We start from the raw sequence: 23714 nt of genomic DNA, 5'->3' as shown, positions 1-23714 counted from the left end.
ACCGCATAGCCACCGGTGGTTCCGCGTTCGCACTTCGACCTTCGTACGCCGACTGTAAGGTTGAAATGCCCCGAACCCAACCGGATACGTAATGAACGGGAACGAGTTCGGTCGGCTCTTTCGGCTGACCACCTTCGGCGAGAGCCACGGGGATGCGATGGGTTGTACGGTTTCAGGTGTGCCGGCGGGCGTCGAACTGTCCGAGGAAGCGATTCAGGAAGATCTCGACCGGCGCAAGCCCGGTCAGTCGATGATCACGACCTCGCGGGGCGAGCCCGACAAGGTGTCGATCAAGTCCGGACTGCAGGACGGCTACACGACGGGAACGCCGATCGGCATGGTCATCCAGAACAAAGACGCCCGATCGGGGAAGTACGAGCCCTTCATCACGGCACCGCGGCCCTCTCACGGCGACTACACCTACTCGGCGAAGTTCGGCACGCGCAACTGGGGCGGTGGCGGCCGCTCGTCGGCCCGCGAGACGGTCAACTGGGTCGCTGCCGGCGGCGTCGCCAAGCAGGTCCTCGCACAGTCTGACTACGACGTGCAGATCAAGGCTCACGTCTGCCAGATCGGCGACGTGGTTGCCGACGACGTGACCTGGGAGGAGATGCTCGAACACAGCGAGGACAACGAAGTCCGCTGTGGCGATCCCGACGCCGCCGAGGAGATGCGCGACCTCGCGGACGAGTACCAGAAGGAGGGCGACTCGATCGGCGGCGCGATCTACTTCGAGTGTCGCGGCGTTCCGCGGGGCCTCGGTGCGCCGCGGTTCGATTCGATACCCGCACGCCTCGGGCAGGCGATGTACTCCATCCCCGCAGTCACGGACTTCGAGCTGGGGATCGGGCGCGATGCTCGGACGGCCACCGGGACCGACTACACCGAAGACTGGGAGTTCGGCGAGAGCGAGGCGACAGCCTCGGAAAACGCGAGCGGCGACGAGCCGCGAGCGAGAGGCGACCCGAAGCCAGTCGGCAACGACCACGGCGGCATCCAGGGCGGGATCACGACCGGCGACCCGATCTACGGCGAGGTCACCTGGCACGCGCCGGTCTCGTTCCCGAAGACCCAGGAGACCGTCGACTGGGAGACCGGCGAGAGAAAGGAGATAACGGTGACGGGGCGACACGACCCCGTCCTCCCGCCGCGGGCGGTCCCCGTCGTCGAAGCGATGCTGTACTGTACGGTGCTGGACTTCATGCTGCTCGGTGGCCGGATCAACCCGGACCGGCTCGACGACCGGCCCGGCGAGTACGACACCGACTACCACCCGTCGAGCCCGCGGAACGATCCCGAAGACGCCGACACGCACGCGACGACCGTCGACGAGGACTGACATGGACGCCGACCAGGAATCTCTGTCCAATCCGTACGGGATGGACGAGACGTGCCAGAACTGCCCCGAACTCTGCGAGACGCGGCAAAACGTCGTCCACGGCTACGGCGACGTCGGCGCGGAGCTGCTCGTGCTCGGCGAGTCGCCCAGCGAGACGGCCGACGCGGTCGGCCTCCCGTTCGTCGGCGAGCGAGAGCGAGAGCTGCTGGACATCCTCGAACGGGTCGGACTGGTTGACGATCCCGACGCCGATCGCCCCCAGTTCGACAACGTCTATCTCACCTACGTCAGCCGCTGTCACCACCCCGAACGCGGTGCGACCGACGAGGAAGTCCGGAACTGCGAGCCCTACCTCAACAGCGAAGTCCGGATGATCAACCCCGAGCTGCTGTTGCCGGTCGGACAGGCCGCGCTGGACGCGCTGGCCTTCGAGTACACCACCCTGAGCGAGGACGAACTCGCCGTCGAAGAGCGCCACGCGACGACGATCCGGGGACGTGGCTTCGAACTCCTCCCGATGATCGAACCGTGGGAACAGACCGACGCGGAACGCGACGCGTTCCTCGAACACCTCGGCGAGACGCTGGGCCGGGACTACCGCCAGACGAAGGGACGCCGAAGTCGGTAGCGCCCGGTCAGAACCGCGCGGCCGACTCCCAGCGCTCTCGCGTGGCCTCGATCTCGGATCGCTCCCCCTCGATGTCCGAGAGGTGCCAGACGATGTCGGTCAGCGTCAGGATCCCGACCAGATCGAGGTCGTCGAGTACCGGGACTTTCTTGACGCCCTCGTCGGACATCTGTCGAGCGACGCTTCGGACCGCCGTCTCGGGCGTGGTCGTCACGACCGAGCCGTGTGCGAGCTTCGCGACCGGAATGTCGTCCAGCGGCCGTCCGGTCCGCAGTGTGGCCGCCAGTGCGTCGTGCTCCGTGACGATCCCACAGGGAGCCCCGTCGTCGAGGACGACGACCGACCCGACGCCGGCATCGAGCTGGCGCTGGACGGCCTCGGCCAGCGTCGCGTCGAGGTCGACGGTCACGACGGCCGTCGACATGAGCTCCTCGACGAGCATGGTGTGTGCTATCACCCCGGGAGATATAACCTCCGCGCCCGACCAGTGGAAAGTGAAAAGGGTCGCCTCGCCGGAGAGGGGAGCATGACCACTGTCGCAGTCATGGCCGAGCCGCCCGAATCCGGTGCCGTGCTCACGGATCTCGTCGAGCACGATCGGCTGACGCCGGACGAAGCTTCGGAGCTGTACGCCGGGATGTTCGCCGACGTCTGTGAAGCAATCGACGGGAGCGGGGCGGAGTTGCTCGTGAACTACCGTGCCGACGAACAGGTCTCCAGCGAGGACGGAACGTCGGAACGCGAGGTTCGCTCGGCGCTCGACGGCGTCGTCGACACCGACGAGGTCCGGTTCGAGGTGCAGGTCGGCTCGACCGAGTCGGCCCGTGCCGGCAACACGATCACGCACCTGCTGGAACGGGAAGGCGTCCGGACGGCCGCGGTGGTGAGGCCGACGGCCGCCCTGCTCGGTCGCCAGCACATCGACACCGCGGCGATGAAGCTCCGGAGCAACGGCGTCGTGCTCGGTCCGTCGACGGCCGGTCGGGTCAGCTACGCCGGGTTCGCCGAACCGATCGACTTCGAGGACGCCTTCCAGACGCCGACCGTCGAGACGCTCGTCCAGCGGGCGACGGACGCGGGACTCGCCGTCGACTTTCTCCAGACGATCCCGGTCGTCGAACGGGACGCGGACCTCTCGACGGTCGTGTCACTCCTGCGTGCTCGCAGCCGGGCCGATCGACTGGTCCCAACACGGACCACGGCGGCGCTCGACGAGTTCGGGTTCGAAGTCGTCGACAGAGACGGGACCGCGACGGTCGTTCGTCCCTAGAGGAACTGCAGGCAGACCGGACTGGGCAGTTCGGTGACCGCACCGGTCGCGGACAGTTCGCCCGTCGCGGCGTCTACGTCGAACGCGACGACGTCGTTCGTGTCCATGTTCTCGGCCAGGAGCGTCTCGCCGTCGGGAGTCAGCGCGAAGTTCCGCGGCCACTCGCCCCGGGTCGACACGGTGCCCTGGAACTCGACGGTCCCGTCGTCGACGGCGAACGTGGCGATGCTGTCGTGACCGCGGTTCGAGCCGAAGACCCACTCGCCCGAGGGGTGGACGTGGATGTCTGCGGTGATGTTCTCGCCGTCGTAGTCGTCGGCCACCGTCGGCGCGGTGTCGACCACGGTCAGACTGCCCGTGTCCGCGTCGCGCTCCAGTACCGTCACCGTCGAGTCGAGTTCGTTGATGAGGTACGCGTACTCGCCGTCGTGGTCGAACGCCATGTGACGAGGGCCCGACCCGGCCGCCAGCTCGACCGTCGCCGCGTCGCTCGCCACGAGCTTTCCGTGGTCGAGGTCGAGTTCGTAGCCGACGATCCGGTCGTCGCCCAGGTCCGGCACGTACGCGTACTCGTTGTCCGGGCCGGGCTGGATCGAGTGCGGGTGGGCGGCCTCCTGTCGCTCCTCGTTGGGACCCGAGCCCGTGTGTTCGACGAGATCCGAGGGCGCACCGATCTGGCCGTCCTCGGCGATCGGACACATCGCGACCGATCCCCCCGTGTAGTGGGCGACGAGTAGGTACTGGCCCGTGGCGTCGACCGTGCAGTGACACGGGTCGGCACCGCCGCCGGTCCTGATCTGATTCAGTCGCGTGAGCTCGCCGGTCGCCCGGTCGATCTCCAGTGCGGTGACGCCGCCGTCGTCGACCTCGTTGACCGCGTAGCAGTACTCCCCGCTGGGATGGATCGCCAGGAACGAGGGATCGTCCCCCGCGGCCGTGACCGACCGCTGTTCGACAGCGCCGTCGCCGTCGACCGCGACGGTGTAGATGCCGTCGCTGTCACCATCCGTGTACGTCCCGACGAGTGCGAGTTCCTCTGTCGCCATCACTCCCGCTTCGACGGCCCCTGTCTTCGGTCTTTGGGCTCGCCGCCGCCAGCCACAATCGACACTCCTTAGGCCGACCCCCGGCTATCGACGACTGCCCTGTGGTGGGATGGCAGAGCGGCCCATTGCGCCTGCCTTGAAAGCAGGTGGCGCAAGCCTCCTGGGTTCAAATCCCAGTCCCACCGCTGTGTTACCCCGACCAGCGCTGCGTAGCGACGGCACGACACGAACTCTCCCCAGCAGTATGGCCGCCATCGTCGTCGTCCGAGGCGTCGGTCGAGAGGTGAACCGAACGCGAAAAAATCGCTTTCACAAAACACGAAGCTTATACCGTGGTGCTAAGTTGTTCAATCAAACAGAGTGTTACAGATGTCGAGCAACACAACGTCGTCGAGATTCGGGACCGGTCTGGCGCTTCTCGTCGCCGGACTGCTGGTCGTCAGTAGTATCGGGCCGGCACTGGCTGCACCGCGCGTGTTCGTCGCAGGTGCGTCGTTGACTGAAAAGACGACTGCGACGGGCGATAGCGTCGACGTGAAGATCAAGCTCCGAAACACCGGCGAGGACGACGGTGCCGGTCGCGTCACGATCACGTCCAACGGCGAGGAGATCCGCTCGGAAAACTACGCCGTCGAGAGCGGCGGATCGCGGACCGTACGGGTCCCGCTCACCTTCGACGAACCCGGTGAGTACGAGATCGTCGCCAACTCGAAGACGGCCGGGACGGTTCGCGTCGATCGTGCGGTCGCGCGGACGACCGAGTATCGGTCCGACGGACGGACCATGAGGGTCCGCACCGGCGCGGTCGACGGGACCGGGCCAGTTACCGTCACCTTCCCGACGACGAACGACTCGCTGGCCGTCGACTCGCTCACCTTCGGGACCAGCAGAGACAGGTTCAACCGGACGGTCGCGACCTACACCGATCCGGAGACGGTGCCGTTCTCCCTCCCGTCAGGTGACGGGACCACCGTCTTCGGTGGCGTCACCGTCCAGCAGGCCGCCGACGTGGACGACCGACGCGTCCGGATCGCGGTCAACCAGTCCGTGATCGACGCGACCGACGTGGACAGCGACGAAGTCGAGATCTACAGCGGTACGGACGGAGCCGTCCAGCGAACCAACACGACGTTCGAAGGCCCCGCTGACGGTCGCTACGTCTACGAGGCCCGGACCAACGAGACCGAGACGCTGTTCGTCGGCTCGGTCGTCCCGGTGTTCGAGGTCAGCGGACACACGCTGTCGACCAGCGAGAACGGCGTCGAGAAGGAGCTGTCCGTCAGCGCGAACGTCACCAACGCGGGCGACGTGGCCGGCGAGTACACGGCATCGCTGCGAGTCGACGGGACTGCCGTCAGCAACGAGACCGTGACGCTCGGACCCGGCGAGACGCGCCAGATCACCGTGTCCGAGGCGATCAGTCGCGACGGGAACTACCGTGTCGCCCTCGACGAGCAGTCCGTCGGTAGCGTCGTCGTCGAGACGGGTGACGGCGAACAGACCGAGGCCGACAGCGGGCAGGCGACGGGCGGGGACGACACGTCGGAGTCCGACGACGGCGAGAGCCAGACGGAGACGGGCGACGCCAGTTCCCCCGGCTCCGACGGCGGGTTCGACGTGTCCCTGCCGGAGTCCGTCTCGGAGTTCGACGTTGGACTCACCGAGATCGCGATCGGTGGCGGTGTCGCGGTGATCGGCGTCCTCCTCGTCGCGCTCCAACGCTGGTAACCGAGAGATTTTTGCGTGGGTCACCCTACCCATCCGGTATGGACTGGCCACACGATCCCGACGGCGAAAAAGGGAGTGAAGGGCGTCGAAAGTACGGCCATGCGGTGATCGCAAAGAAGATCGACGAGGAGGCAGACTTCCCGCTGTCGGCCGAGGAGTTCGTCGCGGAGTACGGCGACCACCCGGTTCGAATCGACTACGAGACCGTCGTGTCCGTCGCCGACATCTTCGAGCACGTCGACGGCTCGGAGTTCGAGGACTTCCCGGAGTTCCACAAGGCACTGGGGCGTGCGCTTCGGTCGGCCGATTACTGGCCCTACCGTCTCGAACACGCGTAGTGGGCGCGTGGAGCATGTGACCGCGACACAGTCTTTCGCGCGCCGCCGACTCGCTGGTTGCCACGGTGGCGCTGGCCGACGACGCAGTGGTCGCCCAGCGCCGTCTCTGATACGATTGTCGTCGCGTCTGCACCGGTCCCGGTTCGACGGACCGTTCCGACAGAACAATAGCCGTCCCTCGCCAACAGTGAGCCAACCGTGACCAACACGCAGGTGACCCACATACAGATCGACAACTACGGGCCGTGGACGGTGACGCCGGAGCCACGCCGTGAAGTGGATCTCCAGACCCTCCAGTCGCGCCTCTTTGCCGATCTCTCTCAGCTGTTCGGGAACCGAGACGCGTACGTCTTCTTCACCCGGTTCGACAACATGATCGCGGTCAGCAACGGCGTCGATCTCGACGATCACGCGCTCATCCAGGAGTCGGTCGCGAACCGATATCCCGTGACGATGAGTCTGAGCGTCGCGACCGGGACGACGCCGGCCGAGGCGCTGGGCACCGCGACCGAGCAGCTCCAGGCGGCCGGGAGCGCGCAGGACGAACACCGCCGAGAGATCCTCAAGGGACGCGTCGTCGACGAGGAGTTCCGCACCGACGAAGACGTACAGATCGCCCACTTCGACGTGAACGACGCGACCGAGAAGTACACCGACCAGCTCAACGAGTTCGACACGTTCATCGAGATCGAGCAGGGGTACGCCGAGTTGATGCGCCACATGCGACGAGCTCACGACTCGCTGGCCTTCTTCGTCGGCGGAGACAACGTCATCGCGACGTGTCCGGAACTGGACGAAGCCGACTACCGGGAGGCGATCGATCACGTCCAGGAGACCGTCGGCGTCGAACTGAAGGTCGGTGTCGGCCGCGGTGCCGTCGCCGCCGACGCCGGAATCACCGCGAAGCACGCCCTCGAAGAGTGCCGAGCGACCGGCGACGACGTCACGATCGAGTTCTGACGGCCCAGTCCTTACCGTTCGGACGCGGCGGGTATAAGCGTAGTGCAGGTAGCTTTTAGGGCACCAGTGTGTTACCAGCTACCATGAACGAGAACGTGACAGTGCGGGAGGTGATGGAACGCGAGTTCGTCGGCGTGAGCGAATCGGACGGCGTTCTGGAAACGTCGGAACTGCTGCTTCGGGAGGAGGCCGATCTGGCCGTCGTGCTGCGCGGCTCCGAGCCGGTCGGCGTCGTCACCGACAGGGACGTGCTCGCCCACCTCGTCTCCGACGGCGATCCGTCGGGGGCGACGGTCGAAGACGTGATGACCGAGTCCGTCCCGACCGTCGCCGCCGAGGAGACGCTGCCGGAGGCGCGCGACCGGATGTCGTCGTGGTCGACCAGCTGGCTCGTCGTCTCCGACGGCGGCGAGCCGGCAGGCATCGTCACGGAACACGATATTCTGGCCACGTCGGCGCTGGGCAGCGAGGCGACCGCCCAGGAGGCGATGGGACAGACCGCGAGTCAGACGGTGGCCGACGAGGTGGCGGCGGCCGGTGCCACCGCGACGGCGGGCCAGACGATCCCCGACGAGCCCTTCGACGATCAGGGCATCTGCGAGCAGTGTGGCTCGCTCGCCCGTAACCTGGCTGCGTTCAACGGGCAGCTCCTCTGTGACGACTGTCGAGACATCTGAACCGACCGTATGGAGATTGCCCTCGCGTCGACCGGTCAGGTCGACGACATTACCGAACTGTGGATCGAGTTGGCCAGCGGCCAGCGCAGCCACGGCTCACACATTCTCCCCGAGGAGAACCGCTCGACCGCGCGGGACGCCGTCCTCAGACACACCGTCGCGGACGAACTCGCCGTCGCGGTCGTCGACCGCACCGTCGTCGGCTTCGTGATGTTCACCGTCGAAACCGGCGAGTACCGCCAGGACCGGACCCGCGGTCTGATCAGAAACATCTACGTGCGGCCCGACGACCGGAACCAGGGGATCGGGACGGCGCTGCTGGCGGCCGCAGAATCCGAGCTGGTCGATCGCGACGCCGACTGTGTCACCCTGGAGGCGATGGCAGACAACGACGCGGCCCGCCGATTCTACCGTCGCCACGGCTACGACCCCCACCGCATCGCCTTCGAAAAGTCGACCGAAAGCGATACCCTCTAAATGGTCCCCGCATAATTACCGCCTGCGCCAGGGGAGCTTGGGTGGTCCAAGCACTCGACTTGTAATCGAGAGTTCGTGGGTTCAAATCCCACCCCTGGCTCCTCCCGATTTTCACACGTCGTATAGTAACAATTGAAACGATTTACACACCGATCGCACTGCTGTCGTGCGATCGGGTGTGCATTGATTTTCAATGGCTACTATAACGACGAGCCCAGCACCGCACACCGTCGGCGGATCACCGGCTCGGAGACGGTAGCCAGTCGACCAACGCGGTCGCCGGTGGGTCAGAACCTCGCGACGCTCCCGAGACGGAACGTCGCCGCCTGCCAGTGAGCGTCGATATCGCAGGCGCTCACCGGGAGATCGGTACAACTGGCCGCACGAAACAGCGACGGCCGGCAGTGTTACCGCTGGTCGTTCGGAGAGTCGGGTGGGCGGACCACGACCTGGTCGCCGACGCCGTCCACTCGGTCTGCGGGGACGCGGAGATGGCCGTCGTCAGTCCGCTCCAGTGTCTCCGGAACGTCGTCGGACGGGTCGGTTTCGACGATCAGCGTCGCCAGCTCGCCGGTGTCTATCTCCATCGTCAGGTTGTGAACCACACCGAGTGCTTTGCCGTCGGTGCGTATCACTGGCTTTTCGGGGAGGCTGCTTGCGAGGACCATGCTCGTGTCGTCGGTCTGAACACAATTAAAAATCGCTGATTTCGTTCGATTCCGACGGCGGCTGGTGGGGACAGCGGCCGCCGGAGAGAGCACCGATCGCCGTCGGGTGCGTGATTTAAGTCCGTGCGACCCCCGCAGTCGGATATGGGCGACACGCTGGAGCTGTACACGGGGGATACCGTCACGGTCGAACACGTCAAGCCGCTCTCGAACGGCGGAGGACGCTTCGACGTCACCGCGGAGGACGGCCGGAAGTGGCGCATCGACGTGACGCGCGACGGCGACGTGGACGTGGTGACGACCTGGGAAGACGGCACGCTGGCGAACCTGGACGTGCCCGAGTGGATGGACGACGTGACGGGGCGATTGAGCCGGCTGTGACGACGGGACCGGACCTTTTTGAGGCAGGACGGAACGACACGGCGACGTGACCTTCGTACTCGGACGCGAGCGTGGTCTCGACGGCGGCCCGACGGTCAGACTCGGCACCTATCGCGCGAGTGACGGCAGCGGCGTCGGCCCGGTCCATCTCGATCTCGACCGGCCACACGCCGTCACGATCGTGGGCAAGCGAGGATACGGGAAGTCCTACACGCTGGGTGTGATCGCGGAGGGACTCGCGCGCGCTGGCGGGACCGGTCCGGTGCTCGTCGACGCGATGGGAGAGTTCGGAACGCTGACGGCCGACGCCAGCGGCGATCCGGTTCCGGCCACCGTGGTCGACGAGCCGCGGGTCGCGCCGTCGTCGCTGTCGCCCCGGACGTGGTGTCGGCTGCTGGGGCTGGCCCCCGACAGTACCGCGGGCAGTCTGCTCTGGCGGGCCGCCAGCGAGGGCGGATCGATCTCGGAGATGCGCACGTCGGTCCAGGCGATCGACGCGTCGGCGGGCGCGGTCAGAACCGTTCACAACCACCTCGAGATGGCACAGCGCTGGGGGGTGTTCGATCCGGCGGGAGTGACTGCGACGGCTCTCGCCGACGGGACGGTGACGGTCGTCGACGTGTCGACGCTGGACCGTGCTCCGGCCAACGCCGTCGTCAGGGCGATCTGTGACCTCCTCTATCGGGGGCGGATCGAAGGGCGGATCGAACGGCTCCCCTGGCTGCTCGTCGACGAGGCCCACGCGTTCTTCGACGGCGTCGCCGAACCGGGCCTGCGACGGCTCCTCACGCGCGGGCGAACGCCGGGCGTCAGCCTCGTCTGTGCGACACAGCGCCCGAGCGCCGTCCCGGCCGTCGGCCGCTCTCAGACCGACCTGCTCGTGGCCCACCGGCTCACGTCGGGCCGCGACATCGAGGCGCTCACGGCAGCCCAGCCGACGTACCTGACCGGCTCGCTGGCAGAGCAACTACCCACCAGTCCCGGCGAGGTCGTCGTCGTCGACGACACGACCGAGAGCGTCCACGGGGCGACGGTCCGGGACCGTGTGACTCCCCACGCCGGTGATAGCCCGAGAGCCAGCGCGGTGGCGTCGGACGAGTGATGCGGTCTCTGTCCGATCGCTCTACGCTTTTGTGTCTCCGTCCCCAATGGGGAGCTATGAGTGAGAAAACCACCGACGAAACGGCGGACAACGACGAGGAGTGGCGCGAGATCCTCACGGAGGAGGAGTACCGGGTCCTGCGAGAGCAGGGCACCGAGCCGCGGTTCAGTAGCGACCTGATCGACGTGAAAGACGACGGGCAGTTCCAGTGTGCGGGCTGTGGGACGGCGCTGTTCGACAGCGGGGAGAAGTTCGACTCCGAGACGGGCTGGCCGAGCTTCTGGGACGTGTACGACGAGGGCGCGATCGAGACCCGTCGGGACACCAGCCACGGCATGGACCGCACAGAGGTAGTCTGTGCGAACTGCGAGGGCCACCTCGGCCACGTCTTCGACGACGGTCCCGAGCCGACCGGCAAACGCTACTGCATCAACGGCGCGGCCCTGGAGTTCGAGGGAGACGAGTAGGACCACCGGAACGCTTTTTGCGGTGTTCGCGATTCGTACGTGTAGGTACCAGTGACAGACAGCACGACCGACGCGACCGACGACTCGGCGGCCTCGACAGCAGCAGACCAGCCACTGTTGAAGCCCTCGCTCACGGAGTTTCCGTGGCTCCGTGCGGCCCTCGCGTCGGTCGGGACACTCGCCGTCCAGTACGCCGCGATCGTCGTCGCGCTCGCGCTCTCGGGATCCGCAGTCACCAGGGCGGAGTGGTCGCTCTGGCAGAAGGCCGTCCAGTACGTCTACGTGGTGTACAGCGCACACCACGTTCCGATCGCGACGACGGTCTCGCAGGGAGTCCAGGCCGGGTCGGGACTGAACAATCTCCTCTATGGCCAGCCGTTCTTTCCGGCCGTCCTCTTTTTCGCCCTTCCGGTCGTCGTGCTCCTCGCTGCCGGGTTCCTCTTCGAGCGCCAGCGGACGCCGCCGGTGACAGTCGGGGGCACAGAAGAGAGCGCGATGGTCGCCACGGGCTTTGCCATTCCCTACGTCGCCGTCGGGGCGCTCGGTTCGTTCGTCTTCGTCCGGCGGATCACGGGTGAGACCGCACAGGCGGTCTCGGCTCCCGCGCTCCTGTGGACACTCGTCGCGATGTTCCTGTTTCCGATGGTGTTCGTGGCGATCGGGACGGCACTCGCCTACGTCGTCTCGACGCCCGGTCGGGCGTAGCTCCGCTCGACGAACTCGAGGATCCGTTCGGACTCGGCCATGGTGACGCCGCGGTCCTCGTCGACGAGGACGGGCACACCGCGCTGTCCGGAGACCCGCTTGACGGCGTCGCGTTCGGAGTGGCGTGGCTCGACCCACACCGAGTCGTACTCGATATCGAGCTCGTCCAGTCGCTCGGCGACCGCCTCGCAGTACGGACAGCCCTCGAGCTGATAGAGTGTGATGCCCATATCCGTACCTCGGACCGGAGTCAGAAGCCGCTTTCGGCGTTGCTGTCGGTGGTGTATCGAAAGAAATCGCGGCGGCTGGCTTACTCGTAGAGCCAGGTTTCGTCGATGCGCTCCCACTCGACGAGTTCGTCCTCGTCGAAGAAGAGCTCGATCTCTCGCTCGTTCGAGCCCTCGTCCTCGTGGTCGGAGCCGTGGATGACGTTCCGTCCGAGGTCGAGTCCGAAGTCACCGCGGATCGTTCCGGGTGCGGACTCGGCCGGATCGGTCTCGCCCATCATCGAGCGGACCTGTCGGACGGCGTCCTGTCCTTCCCAGACCATCGCGAAGACCGGACCGGACGTGATGAACTCGACGAGGCCCTCGAAGAACGGCTTGCCCTCGTGCTCGCCGTAGTGTTCCTCGGCGAGCTTTCGGTCGATCTGCATGAACTTCGCGCCGACGAGCTTGAGCCCGCGGTCCTCGAAGCGGCTCACGATGTCGCCGATCAGGCCACGCTGCACGCCGTCGGGCTTGACCATGACGAACGTCCGTTCGAGGTCCTCGCTCATGCCTCGGCCTCCTCGGTCTCTTCGTCGTCGGCCTCGGTGGACTCCGCTTCGTCCTCGTCGGCCGCCTCGTCTGTCTCGGCGGACTCGTCCTCGTCGGCCGCCTCGTCTGTCTCGGCGGACTCGTCCTCGTCGGCCGCCTCGTCTGTCTCGGCGGACTCGTCTTCGTCGGCGTCCGCCTCGTCTGCCGTCTGCTCGTCCGCTGCTTCGGCGGCTGCCTCGGCTTCGGCGGCCGCTTTCTGCTCTGCAGCGGTGGTCTCGCGACCGGCCTCGGTCCACTCGAGGTTGCGCGCCTCGCGGCCGAGATCGGCGTTGTTCTCACATTTCGACGAGCAGTAGTGGATCGTCGTTCCGCTCTTGCGGACGAACATCGTCCCGGTGCCGGGCTCGATGTCCGCGCCGCAGTAGTCACATTCTCGGATTCGAGGCATCGTTACTGACCTCCGATCTGGTCGGCCTCACGTGCGGTCTCGCGCAGCTGGAGCACGTCGCCCTCTCGGACGGGACCGAGGACGTTTCGGGTGATGATCCGACCCTGGTTCGAGCCCTCGCGGATGCGGCACTTGACCTGCATGGCCTCGCCGTGCATCCCCGTACGGCCCACGACCTCGATGACTTCGGCCGGCGTGGAGCCACTGTCTTCGGATTCCTCAGCACTCATCCTCGGTCACCTCACCGAAGTTCCTCGACCTTGCTGGCAATGTCCTCGACGTCGTCTTCCGCCTCACCGGCGTCGACGACTGCCGCGGCGGCACTGCCGACCTGGAGGCCGGCGGCGTGGCCGAGGTCACTCTGCTCGGCGACGAAGACGAACGGCACGTCTTTCTCGTCGGCGAGTTCCGGGATGTGCATGACGATCTCCTCGGGCTGAACGTCCTCGGCGACGAGGACGAGTGCGGCGTTGCCGCGCTCGATTGCCTTGGTCGTCTCGTTCGTTCCTTTCTTGACACTTCCTGTGTCCCGCGCGACCTCGAGCGCCTCGAGGGCGTCGTCTGCGAGGTCTGCAGGGACGTCGAAATCTACGTATACTGGCATTGATGGATCACCTCCTGCACGCGGGCTCGCGCTCCCCCGCCTGAGAGTCCTGAGAAGGCTGGGAGCATCATCAACCCGGTGCAGGCTGTACCCGTGACTGCGACACGAGCCCTAAAAGGGGTTTCGAAGCCGAAATCCCGTGGCAGGCCGCCACACGGTCGCTGGCCGGGGATCGCTTCGGTCGTCTGGCCCGTCCGAGAGGACCGGCAGACCCATACTCGCGGCCGAAACAGTGTCGGTATGGAACTGGCGGCACGGCTCCGTGCGGAGGCACAGCGTGTCGACGAGCGCCGCGTCCTCGTTCTCACCGGCACGCCGCCGGCCACCCGCGACGCGGCGGACGACGCGCTCGACGCGGCAGGTGTGAGCAGCGAGGCGCTCACGGTCGTCGGCCCTGCCGATCGTCTCCCCGGCGAGCACCTCGACACGGTCCACGCTGGCGAGCTGCTGGGCCGGACCCGCAGCGCCGTCGTGCTGGACTGTCACGAGGCCTGTCGGCCCAACGCGCTCGGAGCGGCCGTCGGTGCCGTCGACGGTGGGGGGCTCTTGCTCGTGCTCGCGCCCGCGCTCGACGACTGGCCCGACAGACGCGACTCGTTCGACGAGCGCCTCGCCGTGCCGCCCGCGACGGTCGAAGACGTGGCGGGGCACTTCCGGACGCGACTGGTCGAGACGCTCCGGGCACACCCCGGTATCGCCGTCGTCGACGCCGACAGCGGGATGATCGAGCGGTCGGGGCTCACCGACCCCGCTCCGCGCGTTCCGAGAGGCCGGCCCGCGCCGCCCGACGACCACGGCTTCCCGCGGGCGGCCTACGACGCCTGTCTGACCGACGATCAGGTCGCGGCCGTGGGCGGGTTCGAGCCACTGTCCCGTCCGGGCAACGCGCTCGTCGTCGAAGCCGACCGAGGTCGGGGCAAGTCCAGTGCCGCCGGCCTGGCTGCGGGCGCGCTGGCGCGAGACGGGCTCGACGTGCTCGTGACCGCGCCCCAGTACCGGAGCGCGCGCGAGGTGTTCGACCGGGCCGGCGAGGTGCTCTCGACGATGGGCGCACTCCGGGAGCGCGACGATCCCGACACGCCCCACGAACTGCGGACGGCCGATGGACGGGTTCGCTACGCCGATCCGACGGCGGCCGCGACGGCGACCGACGAGGCCGACCTCGTGATCGTCGACGAGGCCGCCGCGCTCCCGGTTCGGGTCCTCGAACGGTTCCTCGACGCTCCCTCGGTCGCGTTCACCACGACGGTCCACGGCTACGAGGGGGCCGGACGGGGCTTCTCGGTCCGGTTCCGGTCGCGGCTGGCCGACAGCGACTTCGAGGTGTGCGAGCGCCAGCTGACCGAGCCGATCCGCTACGCGCCCGGCGATCCCGTCGAGTCGTGGGCCTTTCGTGCGCTGTTGCTCGGCGCGCGGCCGGCCGTCGATCAGGTAGTCGCCGACGCGACCGCCGACAGCGCCGCCTACGAGCGGTGTGGTTCCCGGCGCTTGCTCGACGACGAACACCTGCTGCGGGAGGTCTTCGGGCTGCTCGTCCTCGCTCACTACCGGACGGAGCCCGACGACCTCGCGCGACTGCTCGACGCGCCCAACGTCGGCGTCCGCGCGCTCACCCACGACGGACACGTCGTCTCGGTCGCCCTGCTGGCTCGCGAGGGGGACTTGCCGGCGACGCTTCGGGCGGAGATGTACGAGGGAGGACGGGTCCGTGGCAACATGATTCCCGACGTGTTGACGACGCAGTTGCGCGACGAGGCCGCTGGCGTGCCGGTCGGTCAGCGCGTCCTCCGGATCGCGACACACCCGGCGGTGCGCTCTCGCGGACTCGGCTCGCGACTGCTCGACGAGATCGACGACGAGTTCGCGGACGCGGTCGACTGGCTCGGCGTCGGGTACGGTGCGACGCCCGAACTCGTCGATTTCTGGGCAGACAGCGGGTACCGGACCGTCCACTGTTCGACGACCCGCAACGACCGGAGCGGGGAGTACTCGGCGATCATGCTCCGGCCCTGCTCGACGGCGGGAGCGGCCCTGGCAGATCGGCACGCGTCGTGGTTTCGCGACCGGATCACCAGCGTCCTCTCGGACCCGCTCGACGACCTCGATCCCGACGTGGCCCGCACCGTGCTCCGCGCGGTCGAGGGGACGCCCGAGATCGACCTCTCGGAGCCAGAACGCAGGCTCGTCGCGGGCATCCCCGGCGGTTCGGGGGTCTTCGATACCGCGCCCGAGCCGGTTCGCCGACTCGCGCTCGCCCACCTCGTCGCGCCCGCCGAGCCGGACGCGCTCACCGACGATCAGGAACGGCTCCTCGTCCGGAAAGCGCTACAGGGCCACGGCTGGGACCGCGTCGCCGACGAACTGGCGTTCGTCTCGACGGCCGAGTGTATGCGCGCGCTGGGCCGGACCGTCGAAAGATTGGTACGGCTGTACGGCGACGATGCACTCACGGAGGAACTCGACCGCCACACATGATCGATCTCCTGGTCCTCGCTCTCGCCTTCGTCTTGCTCGTCGTGGGCGTCGTCGGGAGCGTCGTCCCCCAGATGCCCGGCGCGCCGTTTTCCATCGCGGGCGTCCTCGTCTACTGGTGGCACAGCGGCTTCAGCGAGCCGGGCGCGCTGTTGCTCGCGGTCCTGCTCGCGGTCGGAGTGGCGACGCTGGCGATCGACTGGCTGGGCGGCGCGGTTGCGGCGAAGGTCGGCGGGGCCTCGACCGCGACGGCCGTGATCGCCAGTCTCGTCGGCGTCGTCCTCTTTTTCGTCTCGGGCGGCCCGCTCGGCATGATCCTCGGGATGACACTGACGGTCTTCGTCGTCGAGTACTACCGCCAGCAGGACGCACGCGCCGGTGCGAAGGCCGCGCTCGTGACGACGCTGGGCATCCTCAGCTCGTCGGTGATGCAGGCCGTGCTGACGGGTGCGATGCTGGTGACGATGGTCGTCGTCGCGCTGTGAGCGAGTAACGACTATCACCTGCCGTCGCCAGTTCTCTCGTATGCAGTGTGGCGAGGACGACTGCGAGAAGCGGGCGGCGGTGGAGCTACACGTCCCCTGGCGAGAGAACCTCGTCGTCTGTCCGGCCCACGCCAGGGCGTGGGCACAGCGAGACGGCGTCGTCCCGGTACCGATCGAGGGCGAAGCGGACCGCTGGCCCTAGAGCGCCTTCGCCATCATCACCTCGTCGATGTAGTCGCCGTCGAGCTTGTAGTGGTCGGCTCGGACGGCCTCGGTCTCCCAGCCGTGGGCGTCGAGGAACGCGATCGCCTCTTCGTTCGTCGAGGGAATGGAGTTGTAGATCTTCTCGTAGCCGTGTTTGGCGGCCCACTCTAGCCCGCGCTTCAGGAGGTGGCTCCCGATCCCGACGCCGCGGTACTGTTCGAGGACGCCGAGAGTCAACTCCGCGGTGTGGCTGAGCTTGTCGAGCTCCGGGTGTTTGAGGTGGACCCAGCCGACGACCTCGTCTTCCACGCAGGCGACGAAGAAGATCCGCGATTCGAGTTCGTTGTGCCGCAGGAGGACGCCCTCGCTGTCGACGACGTCCGCCACGGTCTCGGCGTCGACGTAGGTCTTGCCACCGATGGCCTGACGGATCGCGCCGACGAGCCCGGTCAGGTCCTCCTGGCGGGCCTGTCGGATCGTGAACGACACGTCGTCGGCCGTGAACTCCTCTTCGGCGGTGTCTTCGTATGCGACTCGCAACCCTCCGTCGACCGCTTCGAGCGTCCCGTTGCGCTTGAGGATCGCGACGTGGTGGCCGAACGGCCGCGGCTCCATCCCCAGCGCGCGCCGCAGCTCCTCGGGCTCGACCGAGCCGTGGCGCTCGACGTACTCGTAGATGTCCTCGCGGTCCTCGTGGTCGAACTGCAGCGGCTCTGTCAGTTCCATGTGGGTTGGTACCACGCCACTATACTTAATGGTTTATCACTTTCTGAGAGAACCCCACGTACGGCGACAGAGAGCGACGGAGAGCGGCGTTTTACCGTTCTGGCACGTCGGTGAGCAACTGGGCAACGTCCCGGATGTCGTGTGTCTCGACGAGTAACTCGGCGGCCACACGGACGCTGTAGTCGGGATCGACTGTCACGCCGTAGCAGGCCGCGTAGGCCGCCAGCCAGTCGTCGACAGCACCCTGAAGTCGGTCGAACTCCGCCGTCGTGAACCGCGCGATCGACTCGCCGGTGCGCGCCTCACAGTACAGGGCCACGGTCGGCCCCAGCCCCTCGCGGAGCAGCGCCATCGCTCGCTCGTCGTCGGGCGGGTCGGGGTCGAGCGTCGCCCGCGCCACTGTGGCCTCGTCGGCCAGTCGCTCGATTCGGTCCGCGTACGCCGTCGCGTCTCCCATCGCCGCTTTCACCCCTCCCTATATTCGACACCTTTGCCACCGTCGGGGTGTTCCCAGTGGGTGTCGGCGACGACGGCGCAGGTGCCACACTCGACGCAGGGCTGGGTGTCGAGGCTGACGACGTGTTCCTCGTGGCCGTTCGTCTCGACGTACTCGTCGCGGTAACAGCCCCCGCCGAAGTCCGCCGCGCTCACCGGACAGGCCGTCACCGCCGTCCCCGACGCGTCGAAGCCGTTGTCGATCAGTTCGATGTGGGGATCGCCCACGTCGTAGGTCAGGTCGCCGATCCGATCGTCCAGTGCCGGCGGCTGGACGCGGTTCTCGTCGGTGACCTGCTCACCGAGTTCCTCGGCGATGATCGTCGGAATCGTCACGTACGGGGTCCGCGTGTCCGGCATCACCGCCATCAGTCTGGGCGAGGCAAAGAGCCGTTCTAACACGTCCTCGCCAAGCGCGGAGACCGCGAAGCGCCCGACCGGCGAGTCCGCGACGGCCTCGACCAGCGACGCCACGGGCCCGGTCTCGGCGAGTCGACCGAGCGTCCTGTAGCTCGTCGGCCGGAGCTTGTCCATCACGCCCTCGCGGTGCAGCTTCCCCTCGTACAGTTCGCCCGCGTCGTGGGGGGTGCCACGAGAGCGGGCCGTCGCGAACGCCTCGGCCGCGAGCGCGCCAGCGGTGACGGCGTGGTTCATCCCCTTGATGATCGGTCCCTGTGCCTGCATCTGGCCGGCGGCGTCGCCGACGAGGACGAGCCTGTCCTTGTGGGGTGAGGGGTGGGCCGCCTTCTTGGAGTCGGGGACGAGCTTGGCCGCGTACTCGCGTTCCTCGTACTCGTCACCGAGCCACTGGGCCAGCAGCGGGTGCGTGAGGAGGTTGTCGAGCAGTTCGTGGGGCTCGGCCCGCTCGTCGGCGATAGAGTCGAGGTGGAAGACGGTCCCGATCGACAGGGAGTCCTCGTTGGTGTAGAGGAAGCCGCCGCCGCGGACGCCGTCGAACAGGTCGCCCGAGAACAGGTGGGCAACCCCCTCGTCCTCCTCGATGTCGAACCGCTCGTCGATGACTTCGGGGGGCATGTCGACGACGGCCTTGACTCCCTGGAACCACTCTTCGGGCTCCTCCCAGTCCATCAGCCCGGCGTCGCGAGCCAGCTCCGAGTTGACGCCGTCGGCGGCGACGACCAGATCCGCCTCGATCGGGTCGAGTTCGGCCGTCTCGACGCCGACGATCTCGCCTCGATCCCGCAACAGTCCCGTGACTCGCACGTCAGTCAACAGACCGCCGCCGGTCTCGCGGGTCATCTCGTGGACGCGCTCGCCGAGCCACGAGTCCATCTTCCGCCGAAGTACGGCGTCGGCCCACGCCGTGTCGTGGTGGTGGAGCGAGGAGATGTCGAAGCTCTCGACGCGGTCGCCAGCGACGTTGTGGATGTAGTTCTCCGTCGCCGGCCGTTCGGTCGCCTCCGCGCGGAAGTCGGGGAACAGGTCGTCGATGGTGTAGGGCGCGGACTCCTCGGCGTAGACGAGCCCGCCGGAGACGTTCTTCGCGCCCGCGTCGGTCCCGCGTTCGAGGACGAGCGTCTCGATGCCGTTGTTCGCGAGCGTCGCCGCTGTCGCTGCGCCGCCGGGGCCACAGCCGACCACGACGGCCTCGTAGTGTTCGTGTTCAGTCATCGCTTACCTCCTGCATCGCCGTCGCCAGTTCGCCCGACTCCAGCGCCTCAGTGAGTCGGGGCAGCACCTCGAACAGATCGCCCTCGACGAAGTAGTCCGAAAAGTCCCGGATGTCGGCCTCGGGGTCCGTGTTGACTGCGACGATCGTGTCCGACTCGTCCATCCCGACCTTGTGCTGGATCGCCCCGGAGATTCCCGCGGCCACGTACACCTCGGGCTCGACGACCTGACCGGACTCGCCGATCTGTCGGTCCTCGCCGACGTACTGCTCGACGTGACCGTCGAAGCTGTACGACGAAGTGATCACGCCACGCGAGAGGCCGAACGCGGCGTCCTCGAAGGCGTCGACCAGCTCCAGGCCGAGTTCGATCCCGCGGGTCGGATCGTCGCCGATCCCTCGACCCATCGCCACGACCACGTCGTGACCGGTCAGATCGACGCCGTCGTCGAGCTGGTCGTACTCCGTGACCGCGACCGAGAACCACGACTCGTCCAGCTCCATCTCGTGCTCGACGACCTCGCCCTCGCGCTCGGGATCGGGGTCGGGCACCGCGAAGCTCCCCGGGATGACCGAGCCCCCCTGCGGGTGGAAGTCGCGGTGTGGCTTGTCGATACAGAGGATCGTGGAGTACTCGAACCCCGAGAAGTCCGGCCGCTTCATGTGCAGGATCCGCTCGAACTCCTTGCTGTCGCCGGCCTGCCCCGTCTTGGCGGGGTTGGAGATCATGGCGTCCTCGATGTACAGCCCCGAGCAGTCCGAGGCCAGCCCGGAGTCGAGTTCGCCCTGGACGAGCGCCGAGAGGTCCCGGCCGTTGTGCGTCGCCGGGAACAGCGTGTACCGGGGCTCGTGGTAGTCGCGGAACGCGAACTCACTGTCCCGGCACATGTGACAGAAGATCTCGGTGTAGGGCTGGTGACGGAAGCGACCGAGGCGCTCGTCCTCGTGGTAGACGACCCGGTCCGCGCCGCAAGCGATCGCCTCGTCCGCCAGTTCGCCCACGCCGTCGCCGATCAGGACGGCCACCACCTCCTCCGGAGCGCCGTCCTCGTCGCCGCCGTAGTCCTGGGTCGGTGCCTCCTCGTCCGTCTCGCCGGTCGCTTCGCCGTTGTACTGGTCCATCATCCGCCGGGCCTTGCCCAGCATCTCGCGAGACACGTCGATCAGTGCTCCCTGCTGGGTTTCACAGTAGACCCACATGTCGCGGTAGGTCCCGCCGACGGTGCCCTCGACCCACCGCTTCTCGCTGGTCGGGTGGTCTAGCTCCGGGTACTTCTCCTCGGGCGGGACGTACGCCGGACCGTCGCCGTCCTCGTCCTCGCTGCCCTCGATCGATTCGATTCGGCTCTCGATCCGGCTCTTTGCCGTCTTGCGGTCCTGCCCGGCCTGCTCGCGTTCGAGCACGTCGCGCAACACGTCGGCGTCGTCGATGTCCCGGACGAGGTTCGCCACGTCTGCGACGGTGAGTTCCGTCAGATCCACCTCGCTCGGGTCGATATCTTCGTCCTCGGCGGTGAGCTTCTCCAGCCGATCTTCGAGTAAGGTCTTCACTGGGTCCCGATTCTCGCCCGCTGCTTCGAGTTCCAGCATCGCCTCGATCTCGTCGGGATCGTCGACGTCTTTGATCTTCGGACCGAGTGCTGCGATCTCGTACTCGGTGGGGTCGATCTCCGGCACGGTCAGTCACCTGCCGCGTACGCGTCGAGTTCGTCGAAGACCAGTTCCATCCCGGCCTCGTCGTCGACGCCGTCGACCAGCGTGGCCTCGCGCTCGGCGGGCGCTCTCGGGATCGGGTCGACGCCCGCGACGATCGTCGGCGAGCCGTCCAGACCGATGTAGTCCGGATCGAGGTTCAGATCCTCGTGATCCCAGACGGTCACGTCCTCGTCAAGATCGAGGTTCGCGGCCCGTTCCCGGGTCGCTGCCCGGAGGTCCTTCCACCGGAGTCGGTGGGCCGCCTTCCGGTAGGTGGGCTCGAACTCCGGGTCGGCGACGACGAACGCGGGGAGTTCGGTCTCGACGGTCTCGATCTCGCTTACGTCGCCCTCGACGAGTCGCTTCGCGCGAAGGCTCCTTTCGTCCTCGTCGACGTCGAGCGCCACGACGTGGGTGATCGTCGGCATGTCGAGACACCACGCCGTCTGGGGACCGGTGTGGCCGGTCTCTCCGTCGGCGGTCTTGAAGCCCGCGAAGAGCAGGTCCGGCGTCTCGTCGAGCTTCTCGATGCCGGTGGCGACGGTCATCGCCGTCGCCCAGGTGTCTGCCGCCCCCATCTCTCGATCAGAGAGCAGGTAGAGGTCGTCGGCGTACACGTCCGCCATCCCCTCCTGCAGGACCTCCCTGTAGCCGGGCGGCCCCATGCTCAGCAGCGACACCGTCCCGCCGTTGCGGACCTTCGTCTGGAGTGCGGCCCGCAGCGCGTGCTTGTCGTTCGGATTCATCACCGTCGGCGTCTTCCCCCGTTCGAGATGGCCGTCCTCGTCGAAGGACACCTGACCTTCCCGGAAGTCGGGGACGCCTTTCGTCAGTACGACCGTGTGCATTGGTTTCTGTTACCTCGTGTGTTGTTCTCACCCACGGAATCGTAATAGTAGTTTGTGCTGCATTTCTGTCTGATAGGTTCCGGCGGGTGTCGACGGCGCTGTCGGCTCTGATCGTGGGGTGTTCCGACGAGAAAACGGCAGCTATAGTAACAATTGAAACAATTTACACACCGATCGCACTGCCGTCGTGCGATCGGGTGTGCATTGATTTTCAATGGCTACTATATCGAAGAAGAGACGGTCAGATGCGGCCGGCCCGGCCCGGGTCCACGTCGATGGCGTCGACGGGACACACGTCGACACAGAGCATACAGTCGATACACTGGTCCTCGTGGGCGGGATCTGCTTTGATCTCGCTCTCGGGATGGTCTGGCGTGTCGACCCACTCGAACACGTCGACCGGACAGTCCTCCAGACAGGCACCGTCGGCGATACAGATGTCGAAATCGACGGCGACGTGCGTTCCGTGGATGCCCAGCGTCTCGGGTTCCTCGACCGGCCCCCACACCGAGTGGCCCTCGTGGTCCTCGGCGATGTCGCGGTTCTCCTCGAACTCGGGATCGATAGCCATTGGTACCTACATACTCCGCTGGCACGCACTTAAGCCTTTGATCCCGGCGTGTGCTACTGCCGACCGGTCCCGTCGCCGTCCGTCGGTTGTCCGGTTCCGAGACTCTCGCCAGCCGCGCCGTCGCCCAGCGCCCCATCCTCCAGCGGCCCACCGTCCAGCGGGCCGTCGTTCGGCGGCCGCCCGTCGTCGCGCTGACCGCCAAGCTGGGTCGTGAGGAACTGGTCGGTCTCCTCGATCGTCCGGTCGAAGGCGTCGTCCGGGAAGCCGTGGTCGCCGCCCTCGATCACCACGAACGCCGCGGTCGACAGCGCGTCGACGGCGTCGGCGTACCGCCGGGCCTGCTCGATCGGAAGGACCTCGTCGGCGTCGCCGTGGACGACCAGCGTCGGTGGCGTTCCCACGTCCGTCTGGCCCATCGGCGACGCGAAGTCGTAGGCCTCGGGCACGTCTTCGCGGGTCCCACCCAGGTAGTCCGCGTGGCTCTGGTGGCCCTCGTCGAACGCTCGGAAGTCGTAGATGCCGGCCCAGCCGACGGCGGCCGCGACCGACGACGACGCGCCGGGGTAGACCTCGGGCTCGAAACCCGGCTCGTCGGCCGTCACGGAGACGAGCGTCGCGAGGTTCGCCCCCGCAGAGTAGCCCGCCGCCGCGAGCCGCCCGGGATCGATCCCGTATTCCGCACCCTCGACGCGACACCACTCGACCGCCGCCTTGGCGTCGATCAGCGCCGCCGGGAACGTCGCCTCGTCCGCGAGCCGGTACTCCGGGGTCACGACGACGTACCCCGCGTCGGCCAGAGCACGCGCCTGTTCGGCCAGCTGGGTCTTCTCGCCCGATCGGAAGGCCCCGCCGTGGAACAGGACGACGGTCGGTCGCGGCCCGCTCTCGCGGGGTTCGTACACGTCGAGCCGGAGCGTCCGCGCCGGTGTCTCGTGGAACGCGATCTCGGAACGGACCGTCCCGCTGGTGTCAGTCGTCACTCCCGGAAGGAT

The 23714-nt window shown here is 67.3% G+C and carries 30 protein-coding genes and 2 tRNA genes; 17 read left to right on the top strand and 15 right to left on the bottom strand.

The features are described from left to right. Window positions 1-91: 91 nt before the first annotated feature. Together aroC and HMUK_RS12780 are read left to right on the top strand one after the other, a co-directional pair. Window positions 92-1339: a chorismate synthase gene (aroC, locus tag HMUK_RS12785; RefSeq protein WP_015763588.1), complete on the top strand. Its 1248-nt coding sequence runs from the start codon at window positions 92-94 to the stop codon at window positions 1337-1339. A gap of 1 nt (window position 1340) precedes the next feature. Next, entirely contained in the window at window positions 1341-1967 is a 627-nt protein-coding gene (locus HMUK_RS12780) for a uracil-DNA glycosylase (RefSeq protein WP_015763587.1), read from the top strand. Between the two features lie 7 nt (window positions 1968-1974). On the opposite strand, the gene HMUK_RS12775 is transcribed toward HMUK_RS12780, so the two are convergent. Then, complete coding sequence (locus HMUK_RS12775; protein WP_015763586.1) at window positions 1975-2409, bottom strand: CBS domain-containing protein; 435 nt, start codon at window positions 2407-2409, stop codon at window positions 1975-1977. Window positions 2410-2493: 84 nt separating this feature from the next. Here HMUK_RS12775 and HMUK_RS12770 point away from each other — a divergent pair, with 84 nt between their 5' ends. Beyond that, window positions 2494-3237: a hypothetical protein gene (locus HMUK_RS12770; protein WP_015763585.1), complete on the top strand. Its 744-nt coding sequence runs from the start codon at window positions 2494-2496 to the stop codon at window positions 3235-3237. Here HMUK_RS12770 and HMUK_RS12765 read toward each other — a convergent pair. Continuing rightward, window positions 3234-4283, bottom strand: a complete 1050-nt coding sequence (locus HMUK_RS12765) for a lactonase family protein (protein WP_015763584.1) — start codon at window positions 4281-4283, stop codon at window positions 3234-3236. The genes HMUK_RS12770 and HMUK_RS12765 overlap by 4 nt on opposite strands. Window positions 4284-4386: 103 nt before the next feature. Between HMUK_RS12765 and HMUK_RS12760 the strand changes: the two genes are divergently transcribed. From HMUK_RS12760 to HMUK_RS12730, 7 genes are all read left to right on the top strand, one after another. After that, window positions 4387-4468 (top strand) — tRNA-Ser (locus HMUK_RS12760). Between the two features lie 184 nt (window positions 4469-4652). Then, the gene (locus HMUK_RS12755; protein WP_015763583.1) at window positions 4653-6011 is read left to right on the top strand and encodes a CARDB domain-containing protein; all 1359 of its coding nucleotides are present in this window, start codon (window positions 4653-4655) and stop codon (window positions 6009-6011) included. Between the two features lie 38 nt (window positions 6012-6049). Beyond that, a complete protein-coding gene (locus HMUK_RS12750) occupies window positions 6050-6349 on the top strand; it encodes a DUF5785 family protein (RefSeq protein WP_015763582.1) in 300 nt (99 codons plus the stop codon). A gap of 198 nt (window positions 6350-6547) precedes the next feature. Then, window positions 6548-7309 carry a GTP cyclohydrolase III gene (locus HMUK_RS12745; RefSeq protein ID WP_015763581.1) on the top strand — a complete coding sequence of 254 codons (762 nt, stop codon included), beginning with the start codon at window positions 6548-6550 and terminating at the stop codon, window positions 7307-7309. Between the two features lie 83 nt (window positions 7310-7392). Continuing rightward, on the top strand, window positions 7393-7986 hold the full coding sequence (locus HMUK_RS12740; RefSeq protein ID WP_015763580.1) for a CBS domain-containing protein: 594 nt from the start codon (window positions 7393-7395) through the stop codon (window positions 7984-7986). A 9-nt stretch (window positions 7987-7995) separates the two neighbouring features. Next, window positions 7996-8463 carry a GNAT family N-acetyltransferase gene (locus HMUK_RS12735; protein WP_015763579.1) on the top strand — a complete coding sequence of 156 codons (468 nt, stop codon included), beginning with the start codon at window positions 7996-7998 and terminating at the stop codon, window positions 8461-8463. A 26-nt stretch (window positions 8464-8489) separates the two neighbouring features. Beyond that, a tRNA-Thr gene (locus tag HMUK_RS12730) sits at window positions 8490-8563 on the top strand. A gap of 307 nt (window positions 8564-8870) precedes the next feature. On the opposite strand, the gene HMUK_RS12725 is transcribed toward HMUK_RS12730, so the two are convergent. Further along, entirely contained in the window at window positions 8871-9131 is a 261-nt protein-coding gene (locus HMUK_RS12725) for a PRC-barrel domain-containing protein (protein WP_015763578.1), read from the bottom strand. A gap of 144 nt (window positions 9132-9275) precedes the next feature. On the opposite strand from HMUK_RS12725, the gene HMUK_RS12720 reads away from it, so the two are divergent. Genes HMUK_RS12720 through HMUK_RS12705 form a run of 4 tightly spaced genes read left to right on the top strand, consistent with a single transcriptional unit; the run spans window position 9276 to window position 11786 of the window. After that, entirely contained in the window at window positions 9276-9512 is a 237-nt protein-coding gene (locus HMUK_RS12720) for a hypothetical protein (RefSeq protein ID WP_015763577.1), read from the top strand. A gap of 46 nt (window positions 9513-9558) precedes the next feature. Then, window positions 9559-10614 carry an ATP-binding protein gene (locus HMUK_RS12715; RefSeq protein ID WP_015763576.1) on the top strand — a complete coding sequence of 352 codons (1056 nt, stop codon included), beginning with the start codon at window positions 9559-9561 and terminating at the stop codon, window positions 10612-10614. A gap of 56 nt (window positions 10615-10670) precedes the next feature. Then, window positions 10671-11081: a peptide-methionine (R)-S-oxide reductase MsrB gene (gene msrB, locus HMUK_RS12710; RefSeq protein WP_015763575.1), complete on the top strand. Its 411-nt coding sequence runs from the start codon at window positions 10671-10673 to the stop codon at window positions 11079-11081. A 51-nt stretch (window positions 11082-11132) separates the two neighbouring features. After that, window positions 11133-11786 (top strand): hypothetical protein, encoded by a 654-nt coding sequence (locus tag HMUK_RS12705; protein WP_015763574.1) that lies wholly within the window; start codon window positions 11133-11135, stop codon window positions 11784-11786. Here HMUK_RS12705 and HMUK_RS12700 read toward each other — a convergent pair. From HMUK_RS12700 to rpl7ae, 5 genes are all read right to left on the bottom strand, one after another. Further along, the gene (locus tag HMUK_RS12700) at window positions 11756-12016 is read right to left on the bottom strand and encodes a glutaredoxin family protein (protein ID WP_015763573.1); all 261 of its coding nucleotides are present in this window, start codon (window positions 12014-12016) and stop codon (window positions 11756-11758) included. The genes HMUK_RS12705 and HMUK_RS12700 overlap by 31 nt on opposite strands. Before the next feature lie 80 nt (window positions 12017-12096). After that, window positions 12097-12564, bottom strand: a complete 468-nt coding sequence (ndk, locus tag HMUK_RS12695) for a nucleoside-diphosphate kinase (RefSeq protein WP_015763572.1) — start codon at window positions 12562-12564, stop codon at window positions 12097-12099. After that, a complete protein-coding gene (locus tag HMUK_RS12690) occupies window positions 12561-12992 on the bottom strand; it encodes a 50S ribosomal protein L24e (RefSeq protein ID WP_015763571.1) in 432 nt (143 codons plus the stop codon). Before HMUK_RS12690 ends, ndk begins: the two co-directional genes overlap by 4 nt. 2 nt (window positions 12993-12994) lie before the next feature. Continuing rightward, entirely contained in the window at window positions 12995-13222 is a 228-nt protein-coding gene (locus tag HMUK_RS12685) for a 30S ribosomal protein S28e (protein ID WP_015763570.1), read from the bottom strand. Between the two features lie 11 nt (window positions 13223-13233). Further along, window positions 13234-13596: a 50S ribosomal protein L7Ae gene (gene rpl7ae, locus HMUK_RS12680; RefSeq protein WP_015763569.1), complete on the bottom strand. Its 363-nt coding sequence runs from the start codon at window positions 13594-13596 to the stop codon at window positions 13234-13236. 240 nt (window positions 13597-13836) lie between these two features. On the opposite strand from rpl7ae, the gene tmcA reads away from it, so the two are divergent. From tmcA to HMUK_RS17640, 3 genes are read left to right on the top strand one after another with little or no spacing between them, the layout of a single operon-like run. Further along, on the top strand, window positions 13837-16071 hold the full coding sequence (gene tmcA / locus HMUK_RS12675) for a tRNA(Met) cytidine acetyltransferase TmcA (RefSeq protein ID WP_015763568.1): 2235 nt from the start codon (window positions 13837-13839) through the stop codon (window positions 16069-16071). Then, window positions 16068-16553 (top strand): DUF456 domain-containing protein, encoded by a 486-nt coding sequence (locus HMUK_RS12670; RefSeq protein WP_015763567.1) that lies wholly within the window; start codon window positions 16068-16070, stop codon window positions 16551-16553. Before tmcA ends, HMUK_RS12670 begins: the two co-directional genes overlap by 4 nt. Before the next feature lie 40 nt (window positions 16554-16593). Beyond that, on the top strand, window positions 16594-16755 hold the full coding sequence (locus tag HMUK_RS17640) for a hypothetical protein (RefSeq protein WP_015763566.1): 162 nt from the start codon (window positions 16594-16596) through the stop codon (window positions 16753-16755). Here HMUK_RS17640 and HMUK_RS12665 read toward each other — a convergent pair. From HMUK_RS12665 to HMUK_RS12635, 7 genes are all read right to left on the bottom strand, one after another. Further along, window positions 16752-17483, bottom strand: coding sequence for a GNAT family N-acetyltransferase (locus HMUK_RS12665; RefSeq protein WP_015763565.1), 732 nt, complete (start codon window positions 17481-17483; stop codon window positions 16752-16754). The genes HMUK_RS17640 and HMUK_RS12665 overlap by 4 nt on opposite strands. 91 nt (window positions 17484-17574) lie before the next feature. Then, entirely contained in the window at window positions 17575-17940 is a 366-nt protein-coding gene (locus tag HMUK_RS12660; RefSeq protein ID WP_015763564.1) for a hypothetical protein, read from the bottom strand. An 8-nt stretch (window positions 17941-17948) separates the two neighbouring features. Then, window positions 17949-19610 carry an FAD-dependent monooxygenase gene (locus HMUK_RS12655; protein WP_015763563.1) on the bottom strand — a complete coding sequence of 554 codons (1662 nt, stop codon included), beginning with the start codon at window positions 19608-19610 and terminating at the stop codon, window positions 17949-17951. After that, window positions 19603-21285, bottom strand: a complete 1683-nt coding sequence (locus HMUK_RS12650) for an electron transfer flavoprotein subunit alpha/FixB family protein (RefSeq protein ID WP_015763562.1) — start codon at window positions 21283-21285, stop codon at window positions 19603-19605. The genes HMUK_RS12655 and HMUK_RS12650 overlap by 8 nt, the downstream gene beginning before the upstream one ends. 2 nt (window positions 21286-21287) lie before the next feature. Further along, on the bottom strand, window positions 21288-22151 hold the full coding sequence (locus HMUK_RS12645) for an electron transfer flavoprotein subunit beta/FixA family protein (RefSeq protein WP_015763561.1): 864 nt from the start codon (window positions 22149-22151) through the stop codon (window positions 21288-21290). Between the two features lie 241 nt (window positions 22152-22392). Then, entirely contained in the window at window positions 22393-22722 is a 330-nt protein-coding gene (locus HMUK_RS12640) for a 4Fe-4S dicluster domain-containing protein (RefSeq protein ID WP_015763560.1), read from the bottom strand. Window positions 22723-22775: 53 nt separating this feature from the next. Further along, window positions 22776-23702, bottom strand: coding sequence for an alpha/beta hydrolase (locus HMUK_RS12635; RefSeq protein WP_015763559.1), 927 nt, complete (start codon window positions 23700-23702; stop codon window positions 22776-22778). Window positions 23703-23714 lie beyond the last annotated feature (12 nt).

The sequence above is a fragment of the Halomicrobium mukohataei DSM 12286 genome, from assembly GCF_000023965.1.
GTDB lineage: Archaea > Halobacteriota > Halobacteria > Halobacteriales > Haloarculaceae > Halomicrobium > Halomicrobium mukohataei.
Note: the sequence above shows the minus strand (reverse complement) of the source record. Positions and strands in the feature narration are given on the sequence as shown.

Excerpts from the sequence above, each read along its gene's own strand:
- aroC (WP_015763588.1), top strand. The coding sequence starts at position 92 with ATGAACGGGAACGAGTTCGGTCGGCTCTTTCGGCTGACCACCTTCGGC.
- HMUK_RS12780 (WP_015763587.1), top strand. The coding sequence starts at position 1,341 with ATGGACGCCGACCAGGAATCTCTGTCCAATCCGTACGGGATGGACGAG.
- HMUK_RS12775 (WP_015763586.1), bottom strand. The coding sequence starts at position 2,409 with ATGCTCGTCGAGGAGCTCATGTCGACGGCCGTCGTGACCGTCGACCTC.
- HMUK_RS12770 (WP_015763585.1), top strand. The coding sequence starts at position 2,494 with ATGACCACTGTCGCAGTCATGGCCGAGCCGCCCGAATCCGGTGCCGTG.
- HMUK_RS12765 (WP_015763584.1), bottom strand. The coding sequence starts at position 4,283 with ATGGCGACAGAGGAACTCGCACTCGTCGGGACGTACACGGATGGTGAC.
- HMUK_RS12755 (WP_015763583.1), top strand. The coding sequence starts at position 4,653 with ATGTCGAGCAACACAACGTCGTCGAGATTCGGGACCGGTCTGGCGCTT.
- HMUK_RS12750 (WP_015763582.1), top strand. The coding sequence starts at position 6,050 with ATGGACTGGCCACACGATCCCGACGGCGAAAAAGGGAGTGAAGGGCGT.
- HMUK_RS12740 (WP_015763580.1), top strand. The coding sequence starts at position 7,393 with ATGAACGAGAACGTGACAGTGCGGGAGGTGATGGAACGCGAGTTCGTC.
- HMUK_RS12735 (WP_015763579.1), top strand. The coding sequence starts at position 7,996 with ATGGAGATTGCCCTCGCGTCGACCGGTCAGGTCGACGACATTACCGAA.
- HMUK_RS12725 (WP_015763578.1), bottom strand. The coding sequence starts at position 9,131 with ATGGTCCTCGCAAGCAGCCTCCCCGAAAAGCCAGTGATACGCACCGAC.
- HMUK_RS12720 (WP_015763577.1), top strand. The coding sequence starts at position 9,276 with ATGGGCGACACGCTGGAGCTGTACACGGGGGATACCGTCACGGTCGAA.
- msrB (WP_015763575.1), top strand. The coding sequence starts at position 10,671 with ATGAGTGAGAAAACCACCGACGAAACGGCGGACAACGACGAGGAGTGG.
- HMUK_RS12700 (WP_015763573.1), bottom strand. The coding sequence starts at position 12,016 with ATGGGCATCACACTCTATCAGCTCGAGGGCTGTCCGTACTGCGAGGCG.
- ndk (WP_015763572.1), bottom strand. The coding sequence starts at position 12,564 with ATGAGCGAGGACCTCGAACGGACGTTCGTCATGGTCAAGCCCGACGGC.
- HMUK_RS12690 (WP_015763571.1), bottom strand. The coding sequence starts at position 12,992 with ATGCCTCGAATCCGAGAATGTGACTACTGCGGCGCGGACATCGAGCCC.
- HMUK_RS12685 (WP_015763570.1), bottom strand. The coding sequence starts at position 13,222 with ATGAGTGCTGAGGAATCCGAAGACAGTGGCTCCACGCCGGCCGAAGTC.
- rpl7ae (WP_015763569.1), bottom strand. The coding sequence starts at position 13,596 with ATGCCAGTATACGTAGATTTCGACGTCCCTGCAGACCTCGCAGACGAC.
- tmcA (WP_015763568.1), top strand. The coding sequence starts at position 13,837 with ATGGAACTGGCGGCACGGCTCCGTGCGGAGGCACAGCGTGTCGACGAG.
- HMUK_RS12670 (WP_015763567.1), top strand. The coding sequence starts at position 16,068 with ATGATCGATCTCCTGGTCCTCGCTCTCGCCTTCGTCTTGCTCGTCGTG.
- HMUK_RS17640 (WP_015763566.1), top strand. The coding sequence starts at position 16,594 with ATGCAGTGTGGCGAGGACGACTGCGAGAAGCGGGCGGCGGTGGAGCTA.
- HMUK_RS12665 (WP_015763565.1), bottom strand. The coding sequence starts at position 17,483 with ATGGAACTGACAGAGCCGCTGCAGTTCGACCACGAGGACCGCGAGGAC.
- HMUK_RS12660 (WP_015763564.1), bottom strand. The coding sequence starts at position 17,940 with ATGGGAGACGCGACGGCGTACGCGGACCGAATCGAGCGACTGGCCGAC.
- HMUK_RS12655 (WP_015763563.1), bottom strand. The coding sequence starts at position 19,610 with ATGACTGAACACGAACACTACGAGGCCGTCGTGGTCGGCTGTGGCCCC.
- HMUK_RS12645 (WP_015763561.1), bottom strand. The coding sequence starts at position 22,151 with ATGCACACGGTCGTACTGACGAAAGGCGTCCCCGACTTCCGGGAAGGT.
- HMUK_RS12640 (WP_015763560.1), bottom strand. The coding sequence starts at position 22,722 with ATGGCTATCGATCCCGAGTTCGAGGAGAACCGCGACATCGCCGAGGAC.